Below are 9,324 nucleotides of genomic sequence, written 5' to 3'. Positions count from 1 at the left end.
ACTTACTGTTTAGATTTTAAGCATAAGTTCAGTTTTTGCCCGCTTTTAGGGGGCTTGGGTTTTTACGCCCTTTTTCGAAATGGTACTTACATTACAATGTTTCAACCTTTGCCTCCTATCGGTCTATCTGGGGTTAACACAAACTTCCCGCACTGCCTTCCGAATGACTTTCTGCATAGCAATCCACTGCCCATAGGCACCGCCATTGAGCTGCTGTTTTAATTTGCGGATGGCACTTTTATAGGCCTTCTCTGCACCGCTGGGGCCGTTGTAGTTCAAGCGAATGGCCAACTCCTGAAAGGTCATGCCCCGTCCGTCCGCCTGATCCAGGCCCAGATAGTTGCGCACCAGATTTAACTCCCGGGGATTCAGTACTTCCTCCATGCGCTGGAGAAGTAGCGTCCGGCGCATAAATCGGTCATAGGCCTTGGCGGGATCACCGCCATAGCTTACATCAAAGACACGGTCGCCCAAGGATTCCGTGTGGAAAAAGGTGCGGTATTCCTCCAGCATCCGTTTGGCCACCAGGGCAGAGACCGATAGCTTTTTCTGGATTGCAGCGAGAAGCTCGTCTTCGGTTTCCTGTTCATGGGCAGCACAGAGAAAAGCCACCTGGCGCAATTGCTGATAACGCTCTGCTGGGAAAGACAGGGGGCAGGAGCTTTGTGCGGCAAAGTCCTGCATGGCGGTCTCTATGGCAGAGGTAGCATAGGTCAGAAGTTTGGTCCCCCTGGACGGGTCAAACCGCTGTGCCGCCTCCAGAAGAGCCAGCGCACCCTCCTGTTTCAAATCCTCCATCAGGGAGGGTTGGGAAAGCTGCTTGGCATACGTGGTGGCCAGTTTCGTGAGGTATCCCTCGTTCTGGGAGAGTAATTGAGAAGCCGCCTGAGGGTCGCCCTCTTGGATTAGGCGGGCAAGCTCTTCGTTGCTGCAAGATGGGGTGGAACAATCGTACATCTTCATGACTGTTTCCCTCGTTCCAAACGGCGTTGGGCCTGGGCATAGAGTGCCTCCAACTCCATGTTCTGTGCGTACCCGTGGGCGGCGTAGTCGTTGTCCATAAGGGCCTTGTCCCGGCAGACTGCTGCCAAATGGAGTGCCTCTTGCCGCAGTTCGTCCGAAATTTTGCGCCGCTGGTGATGTTTGCGGATGGTGCCGGTGCGGGTATTGAACAGACTGTAAATGGGGTGGTGTTTGTTTTGCTCCTTCTGGTGCATCATAGCTCCGTACTGCCTGCAGGTCATGCGGCTGTCCTGGGGAGCTATGCCGTCGCAGTACTTGGGAACGTGGGCGTTGGTGGTGAGAAAATAATGCCCACAGTTCTGGCACTGGCTGGGGGCATGGCCGTGGTGTAACCCGTTCAAAAGATCGAAGATGTAAAAGTGAATGAGGGTGGGGAATTCTATCCGCTGGACAAACACCGTGTCTGTTTCGTGTTTGGGATTGCGGGCAAAGGTATAAGTGGAGGATATAGTGGGGGAGATGGTGAAGGGCTCGATTTCTGCATAGGAGAGCTTATGCATCATGGCCCAGAAGTCCTCACTGTTGAAACAGTCGCGGGCGGCGGTGGCAAAGAAGGTCTCGTTGCGTTTCTTGAGCCTGCGCAGGTACTCGACCTCGAAATATAGACCTGCCACAGAAAAGTGGTAGATGCCCAGGGGGATGCTGAATGCGGCAGTGAGGTAGCGGAAGAAGAATTGCCGGACAGGGGAGGCCGGGTGCAGCAAATCGTTGTGAGAGGCTGGCGAAAACAACACGTCTACGGCATGAAGCTCCTGCGCCTTGTCCAGGAAGCAGTAGGGTGGACAACGCCACAGGATGTCCAGGAGTGGTTCCAGGGTGGGACGAGTTTCCTGCAACAGATGGACAAACCGAGAAGGCTCCGCAAAGGCCAGCGCTTCCACCTGGTGGCTGATGGTGCCGCCCAGAGTGAGTAATTCCTGCAACATCTCTGGGCTGACGTTTAACAGGTCGGCGGCAAAGTGTCCGGCTGGATAAGCGATCTCGTTGAAAAAGACTTGATCCTGCCAGATATCCAGGGTCAGGTGTAAGAGATTGTTGGTCTGCTGGATTCCCATTGGCATAGTCTCACCCCACTGTCCTATATCCTTTTTTGTGGTGTCTTGCGATACTCTCATTTTATCAAAACAACCAGAATAATCAAGTGAAAGGACAATCCCTTTCATCAAAGCGCTCACGTCAAGTGGGCGCTCATTTTATGTTCGGAGGTGTTGACTATGAATGAACCAATTCCAAAACTACGCACCGTGGACGGAGCTGCACTGATGAGCCAGCCCCTGCGTCCGCCCAACTTTGTGGTGGACACGCTGCTGTCCCAGGGGCTGCACATCCTGGCAGGCTCTCCCAAGGTGGGCAAGTCCTGGTTGGCCCTGTGGTTGGCGGTGACGGTGGCCAAAGGAGAACTGGTCTGGAACATGGCTAGCAAGCAGGGCACCACCCTGTATCTCTGCCTGGAAGACTCCGTCCTCCGCATCCAGAATCGCCTCTTTGAGATCACTGAGGACGCACCGGACAGTGTCCACTTCTGTACGGAATGCGCCCCCATCGGGCAGGGGCTGGAGGAGCAAGTGGAACACTTCTTGGCTCAGTATCCCGACACGGTGCTGGTGATTGTGGACACCCTGCAAATGATTCGCCCAGTCCACGATGCCACCTACGCCAACGACTACCGGGACCTGTCGGTATTGAAACGAATGGCAGATCGGCACGGCATTGCCATTCTGCTGATTCACCATCTGCGCAAAGAAAAGGCGGCGGATGTGTTCTGCCGAATCTCTGGCACCACAGCCATCAGCGGAGCCGTGGACTCCAGCTTCACGCTGGTGGAGGAGCGGCGGGGCACTGCCAGAGCAAAGCTCACCTGCATCGGGCGAGACATTGAATACCGGGAACTTGAGCTGCAACGGAATGGAGAAAACGTGTGGGAACTGGTTTTGGACAGCCGGGAACAGCTCTCACTGGGAGAGGGACGGATCGTGTGTCTTCTCTCTGAACTGATGGGGAGACAGAAAACATTTATCGGCACTCCCACGGAGCTCTCCAAACAGATTGACCCTGAGGGGGCAGCAGGGATCACACCGAAAAAGGTGTCCCGGATGATCCTGCAAAGCCTTGACGCTCTAGGGGAAAGGGGGATTACGGCGGTGGTTCGCCGCAGCAACGGGAAACGGATTGTGGAGCTGCATCGTGCCGAAAGTGCCGATGCAGAGGGTGTCTCGGACATCGACCCTATCGACCCTGCTGCCGTTACGCTGTCAGTGAACGATGGTGAGACGAGGGCCGGGGACGGGGAATCAGACCGCAAAATGGGGTCCCCGGCAAAACCCAGCGCAGCGGTTTTGCTGGGGAGAGGAGGAAGCACGGAGCGAGGGAGCTTTCGACCTCTGTCGGAAGCGATGGATGCGCAGTCGCTTCCGACGAGAGGGCAAGCAGAGCCTTCGTCCGACTTTGTCGGACTTGGCAGCGCCGGAAAACCGGCGCATTGTGGGCAGAAGCCCACACCCACTTTTGAACTGGAGGTCTAAATGAAAGAGAAAAAAGAACGACGGATTACGCTTAGACTGACACAGGAACAGTACGACAGCATTGCGGCAAAGGCGGAATTGGCCCAAATGTCTGTGGGGGCCTATGTGCGTGGGGCGGCCCTGCGGCACAAGGTCGTGGTGGTGGATGGCCTGAAAGAGATCACTCATGAACTCAAAGGCATTGGCCGCAGCATCAACCAGCTGGCCGTGCTGGCCAACATGGGGCGAATCAAGGAAGTACATCTGGTGGACACCTGGGAAGCCCTCAGTCAAATCTACTGGAAACTGCAAGAGCTGTCGGGACAGGAGAAGCGCTGATGGCTACGGTCACATTTATCAAGTATCAAAAGCAGTCCGCTGGGGCGCTGCATGGCGTGGCGGGATATGTGTCTCAGGCACAGAAAACCAGAGAGGAGGACGGTGGCTGGTTGGTCAGTGGTCAAAACTGTACGCCCCAGCTGGCGGCTCAAGAGTTTATGGCCACTCGACATATGCACCACAAAGATAGTCCGGTCTGGTTCTACCACTACGTCCAGTCTTTCCATCCCCAGGAATCGGTCACTGGGAAAGAGGCGCACCAGTTGGCCCAAAATTTTGCTCGACAGGCTTGGCCGGACAGCGAGGTGCTCATTGCCACCCACACCGATGCCCAGCACATCCATTCCCATTTCGTTGTCAATGCGGTGTGTTACCAGTCGGGGAAGATGCTTCGCCAGGGGCCCAATACATTGAAATATCTTCGCACTCTGTCCGATGCACTCTGTGAGGAACATGGCCTTTCTGTGTTGCCCAGACAGCAGGAGCAGAGGAGCAAGGGCATGAGCAGCCGGGAATATCGTTCGGCAGCAAAGGGGGACAGTTGGAAATTTCGCCTTGTGAACACCATTGATGAATGTATGCGGTATGCTGCCACTCGGGAAGAGTTCATCTCCCTGATGAAAAGCGAAGGCTACCAGGTGCGTTGGACGGATGGCCGGAAGAGCATTACCTACACCACGCCCCAGGGTCTGAAGTGCCGGGATGACCGGCTCCACGAAGAAAAGTACACCAAGGAGGTTATGGAACATGAATTCGCAATCCGAGCAGCGCTTGTCGCTGGAGGAGTTGAAACAACGCAACGCCCTGCCGCCGACCAAAGAACCGTCCCATCCGACTCAGGAGGAGTGGGAGGAGATGCTGGCCATCCTCAGCGCCCTGTATCGACTGGAGATAGAACAGAGAAATGTGCTGGAAGACCTGGAGCGGCGCACAGCGGCCCACACAGCCCTTCTGCAGGAGCTTTCCAGCTGGAGGGGGTGGTACCTCATCCAGGAGAAGATGGAGGCACTGACGGGGGATGTGGCCCAAATGCGGAGGATGCTGCGACAGGCTGGGAAAAAGAAAGAGCGGCGTTTTTCTCTGCCCTCCATTCGCCTGCCCAGACCACACCTGCCTCATCTGGATGGGCCGACCTGGGCTACGCTGTTGATGATTTTGGCGGGGTTGGTGCTTCTCTGGTTGGCCTGGGGCGGAGGCTGGAGCAAACTCAGTCTGCTGCTCCCGTAAGGGATGCCACCACCACGCCTTCCCACACCGACCGAAAAATCTGGCGCAGACAACAGGAAAAGAAAATCGCCTTGGGACACAAGGCGGATGATCATGAGGATAAACCCACATGGGAACCATCCATGTGAATATTTTTCAGGCAAACAGAGGAAAATGTTGGATAGGAGATGATAGCCCATTGCAAATGAACGTACGTGAAAAAAGTAAAGTAGTAGAGCTGTGGCTGACCCGAGAGGAAAAGAATGACCCGGAGTTCCGGGAATCCTTAAAACCCATCTACCAGCAGTACAAGGCGCAAAAGTATCTGGTGGCAGTGTTCCTGTCGGGAGAGGAGAACCTGTACGAGCAGACCCGAGATCTTCTGCTCTACAACCGTCGGCGGTCAGCGGAGAAAGAGGTGCAGAGGCAAAAGGAAATACAAATGCAAATGGAACCGGTGATGACTCAGTGAGACATGGGGGAGGCAGTGCGAACTGCCTCCCCCGCTTCAGTTATTTTCCCCTTGCAATTTCTCAAAAATCAAGATACAATGTTATCTACAATGAAGGAAAATACGATTATCTATATTGTCGAAAGGAGGACGCCATGAACCATGAACCCATGCAGCAGGGGGAAATCTTGCTCTACGACAACGGCGACAAAAGTAGTTTGTCAGTGTGATATTCCGATGTGAGACCTTCTGGCTGACGCAAAAGGTAATGGTGCAACCGTTTCCAAAATGGAAACAGTTCAGGAGGAGGGCGGACGAAGGATTCGCCGCACATTGGCTCACTACAAGCTGGATGCAATCATTGGGGTAGGATAGCGAGTTCAAGCAATATAAAGTTAAGATAGGAAGAGGTGAAGCAAATGGGAATCGCCTTTCGACATTCGGCAGGCTTCGGCAAACGAATGGAATACTATTTGATTGGTAAAATGCTGATGGAAGGGCTGGATTGTTATGTACCACTGGTAGACGACCACGGAGTGGACTGTGTCATCAAAAAGAGCGACGGTACCTTCATCGAGGTTCAGATCAAAGCTCGTTCCAGCAGTGTAACAGACGGGGATGCAGCACTATTCTCGGCCATTACCCATGAGTTCAGGCCAAACTTCTACTTTGTGTTCTTCTCGGAGCGGCTGGACAATACGATGTGGATTTTATCTTCTGAGGAATTCCTCAAAGAGTGTGTCACCAATAAGACTGGCAAGAATGCAGGAAAACGGAGTATCTGGTTCAATGGCAACCGCATAGACAAGGAAACTGGAGAAAAGAAGGAATATTGCAAAGAGCAATTCAAGAAATACATAGCAACGGATTTCTCAAGATTCTACTGATGGAAGGATGTGAGGTATCACATGACCGAAACCTATGACATTGCCGGCTACTGCCGTATCTCGGTGGATGAGGAACTGGACCGGGACAACGTGTCCATCGAAAACCAGAAGGCCATCATCCAGGACTTTGTAAAACAGAAATTTCCGGGCAGCACCCTCACCTTCTACGAGGACCGGGACCGCTCCGGCTACACCTTCGAGCAGCGGGAGGGCTACCAGGCCATGCGTAAGGGACTGGTGAGCCACAAATACGACATTCTGGTGGTCAAGGACTTCTCCCGCTTCTCCCGCCGCAACAGTCGGGGACTGGTGGAGCTGGAGGACTTGCGGGATGCCGGGGCACGGATCATCTCCATCGGAGACGGCATCGACTTTCCCAACGACGACGACTGGCTGAAAATCCAGTTCCAATTCCTTATCAACGAAATGCCCGTCACCGACACCAGCAAAAAGGTGAAGAACGTCATCAAACGGCGGCAGGCGGACGGGAAATGGATCTGTGCCGCTCCTTATGGCTACATTGTCAACAAACAGCAGGCCTTTGAGGTGGTTCCCACCGAGGCAGACGTGGTGCGTACCATCTTCCGTCTCTACAACGAGGAGGGGTGGGGGTATAAGAAGATCGCCAACTACCTCACCGACCAAGGGATTCCCACCCCTCGCATGGCGGAGCAGGCCCGGAAGGAGGCGGCCGGGGAGGAGTATCGCCGGACGGTGAAGCGTGACTGGGCGCTGGTGACGGTGCAGGGCATTCTGGATAACGACTTCTATATTGGCACTCTGCGCCAGGGAAAGTATACCCGCAAGAAAATCAACGGCAAGGATGTGCGCCAGGATGAGGGGGAGCATATTGTCATTGAGAACCACCACCAGGCTATCATCGACTACCGCACCTTCGCCACCACCCGGGCCCTGCGGGAAATGCGTACCACCTCCAACTACCGGGGGGTGAAAAAGTACGACAACGTGTACTCCGGGTTCCTGGTGTGCGGAGACTGCGGCAGCCCCATGTTTGCCATGAGCCGGAAGGATTTGAAAAACGCCTACACCTGTGGCACCTACCACCGCCGGGGGCGGTCGGGATGTACGTCCCACCACATCCGGGTGGACAAGCTGGATGAGCTTCTGAAAAGTTATGTCCGACAGGTGATGGATCACTCCTCTGAGATGCTCCAGCGACTCAATGAGGACTTGGCCCGGGAGCAGGAGGATGTGGCGGAGACGGAGCAGAGCGCCGACCACCTGGCCGAGGTTCTGGTGGATCTCCAGGAAGAGCTGAAGGTCACCAAACGCCAGCGCATCCGGGACTTGATGAAGCACCCGGAACAGGAGGAGTTGCTGGAGCAAACCTATGATGAACTGGAGGCAGATCTGCAAAAGCGAATTGAGGGCATCAGCCACCAGATTGAAATGCTGTCTGATAAGCGCAACACCATCATCCAGGTCAACCGAGCCGCTCGCACCGCCATGGAGGTCTTTCACGACGTTCTGAGCAAGGACACCTTGGAGCGCAACGACCTGGAGCTGATCATCCGGCAGATCAAGGTCTATGAGGACCACTTGGAGATCCAGCTGCAATCGGACGTGGACGCCATACTCCGCTCAGGGACCCTGGAGGGCGCCGTAAATTTTAATGAGGGCATGGGGCATATCTCATCGGTCACCATCGTTCAGGAGTCTAACAAGCACCTGGACAAGGTGTTCCATGCCAATGTTGTCAGTGATGGTGACCCCCTGGAGATCTATACCGATCGGGAGGGCAGCGTCATCTTCCGCAAGTACTCCCAGCTGGAGGACATGGCGGAGCTGGCCGGAGAGCTGTGCGAGACCATGTACCGGGTTACCAGTGTTCCGGTGGTGGTCACCGACCGGGACTGCTGCATCGCCGCCGGGGGTGCGCCCCGGAAGGAGCTGGTGGAGCGGGGCGTGTCCTCGGAGCTGGGCCAGGTGATGGAGGAGCGAAAGCCCTACCGCAGCAGCGGCGGGGGCCTCACCCTCACCGAGGGGGACGGCCGCTACCAGGTGGAGGCGGTGTACCCCATCATCAGCCACGGGGACGTGCTGGGCAGCGTGCTGCTGCTCCACGGGGACGTTCCGGTGGGGGAGACGGAGCAGAAGACCGCCCAGATTGCAGCGGCTTTTCTGGGCCGACATATGGAGAGCTAAGAAAAAATAGGGATGCACGCGTGATTCACCGTGCATCCCTATCGGTTTATTGTCCCAAATAGTCCTCGGGGTTGATGGGGGCGTCCCCCTGATACATGGCAAAGTGCAGGTGGGGCTGTTTGCCGCTCTCTGCCACAGAGGTCTCTCCCACTTTGCCCACCACGGTGTCCGAGGCCACGGTGTCTCCCACCGCCACCGGGGGATTTTCCTCCAGGTTGGAGTAGACGCTGAACAGCTCGTTGCCGTGGTCCACCACCACGGTGACGCCCATCACATCGTCTTCATATACGGCGCTGACCACGCCCTTGGCGGTGGCCTGGACCCGGGTGCCCAGGGAAGAGGCGATGTCAATGCCGTCGTGGGTCCGCCAGTCCCCCATGGTCTCGTTGTAGGACAGGGCCTCCACCGAGAAGGAGGAGAGCACCGTCCCGCTCACGGGCCAGGAGTAGGCGCTGGTGGGTTGGGCGGTGGCCTCAGGGGTAGGCTGAGGGGTGGGAGCGGGTGTGGGCGTGGGCTTCGGCGTGGGGCGAGGCGTGGCCGTGGCCCTGGGGGCCGGAGTGACGGTGATGGATGCGGTGCTGGATGCCTGGTGATCGGCCGTTTTGGACAGGTTGCTGCGCACGCTCTGAATCATGAAGTAGGCGGACAGGCCAATGACCATCACGCACACCAGCACGGCAAGATAGAATCCTTTCCCCGTGACAAATTCCACGGCTCGCTGCCATAAATTCGGTTTCTGGTTCATAATAAC

General features: G+C 55.8%; 9 protein-coding genes. 6 read left to right on the top strand and 3 right to left on the bottom strand.

Annotation, left to right across the window (positions count from 1 at the left end):
* Positions 1-123 precede the first annotated feature (123 nt).
* Together B5F12_RS04730 and B5F12_RS04725 are read right to left on the bottom strand one after the other, a co-directional pair.
* On the bottom strand, positions 124-963 hold the full coding sequence (locus tag B5F12_RS04730) for a sigma-70 family RNA polymerase sigma factor (protein WP_087231071.1): 840 nt from the start codon (positions 961-963) through the stop codon (positions 124-126).
* Positions 960-2,084, bottom strand: coding sequence for a DUF6076 domain-containing protein (locus B5F12_RS04725; protein WP_143482333.1), 1,125 nt, complete (start codon positions 2,082-2,084; stop codon positions 960-962). The genes B5F12_RS04730 and B5F12_RS04725 overlap by 4 nt, the downstream gene beginning before the upstream one ends.
* A gap of 153 nt (positions 2,085-2,237) precedes the next feature.
* Between B5F12_RS04725 and B5F12_RS04720 the strand changes: the two genes are divergently transcribed.
* From B5F12_RS04720 to B5F12_RS04695, 6 genes are all read left to right on the top strand, one after another.
* Entirely contained in the window at positions 2,238-3,545 is a 1,308-nt protein-coding gene (locus B5F12_RS04720; protein WP_087231065.1) for an AAA family ATPase, read from the top strand.
* Complete coding sequence (gene mobC / locus B5F12_RS04715) at positions 3,546-3,863, top strand: plasmid mobilization relaxosome protein MobC (protein ID WP_087231062.1); 318 nt, start codon at positions 3,546-3,548, stop codon at positions 3,861-3,863.
* Between the two features lie 747 nt (positions 3,864-4,610).
* The gene (locus tag B5F12_RS12155; RefSeq protein WP_242954894.1) at positions 4,611-5,090 is read left to right on the top strand and encodes a hypothetical protein; all 480 of its coding nucleotides are present in this window, start codon (positions 4,611-4,613) and stop codon (positions 5,088-5,090) included.
* 109 nt (positions 5,091-5,199) lie between these two features.
* Positions 5,200-5,541, top strand: coding sequence for a hypothetical protein (locus tag B5F12_RS04705; RefSeq protein WP_087253389.1), 342 nt, complete (start codon positions 5,200-5,202; stop codon positions 5,539-5,541).
* A 398-nt stretch (positions 5,542-5,939) separates the two neighbouring features.
* Complete coding sequence (locus B5F12_RS04700) at positions 5,940-6,407, top strand: hypothetical protein (RefSeq protein ID WP_087231053.1); 468 nt, start codon at positions 5,940-5,942, stop codon at positions 6,405-6,407.
* 21 nt (positions 6,408-6,428) lie between these two features.
* Positions 6,429-8,573, top strand: a complete 2,145-nt coding sequence (locus B5F12_RS04695; RefSeq protein ID WP_087231048.1) for a stage V sporulation T C-terminal domain-containing protein — start codon at positions 6,429-6,431, stop codon at positions 8,571-8,573.
* A gap of 46 nt (positions 8,574-8,619) precedes the next feature.
* Here B5F12_RS04695 and B5F12_RS04690 read toward each other — a convergent pair whose 3' ends face one another.
* A complete protein-coding gene (locus B5F12_RS04690) occupies positions 8,620-9,318 on the bottom strand; it encodes a M23 family metallopeptidase (RefSeq protein WP_087231045.1) in 699 nt (232 codons plus the stop codon).
* Positions 9,319-9,324 lie beyond the last annotated feature (6 nt).

It is taken from the genome of Pseudoflavonifractor sp. An176, from assembly GCF_002160435.1.
GTDB lineage: Bacteria > Bacillota > Clostridia > Oscillospirales > Oscillospiraceae > Enterenecus > Enterenecus faecium.
This window is presented reverse-complemented; position numbering and strand designations above follow the sequence as displayed.

What these genes read in the sequence shown, in the direction of transcription:
- B5F12_RS12155 (WP_242954894.1), top strand. Translation starts at nt 4,611, where the DNA reads ATGAATTCGCAATCCGAGCAGCGCTTGTCGCTGGAGGAGTTGAAACAA.
- B5F12_RS04690 (WP_087231045.1), bottom strand. Translation starts at nt 9,318, where the DNA reads ATGAACCAGAAACCGAATTTATGGCAGCGAGCCGTGGAATTTGTCACG.
- B5F12_RS04725 (WP_143482333.1), bottom strand. Translation starts at nt 2,084, where the DNA reads ATGCCAATGGGAATCCAGCAGACCAACAATCTCTTACACCTGACCCTG.
- B5F12_RS04730 (WP_087231071.1), bottom strand. Translation starts at nt 963, where the DNA reads ATGAAGATGTACGATTGTTCCACCCCATCTTGCAGCAACGAAGAGCTT.
- mobC (WP_087231062.1), top strand. Translation starts at nt 3,546, where the DNA reads ATGAAAGAGAAAAAAGAACGACGGATTACGCTTAGACTGACACAGGAA.
- B5F12_RS04720 (WP_087231065.1), top strand. Translation starts at nt 2,238, where the DNA reads ATGAATGAACCAATTCCAAAACTACGCACCGTGGACGGAGCTGCACTG.
- B5F12_RS04695 (WP_087231048.1), top strand. Translation starts at nt 6,429, where the DNA reads ATGACCGAAACCTATGACATTGCCGGCTACTGCCGTATCTCGGTGGAT.
- B5F12_RS04700 (WP_087231053.1), top strand. Translation starts at nt 5,940, where the DNA reads ATGGGAATCGCCTTTCGACATTCGGCAGGCTTCGGCAAACGAATGGAA.
- B5F12_RS04705 (WP_087253389.1), top strand. Translation starts at nt 5,200, where the DNA reads ATGGGAACCATCCATGTGAATATTTTTCAGGCAAACAGAGGAAAATGT.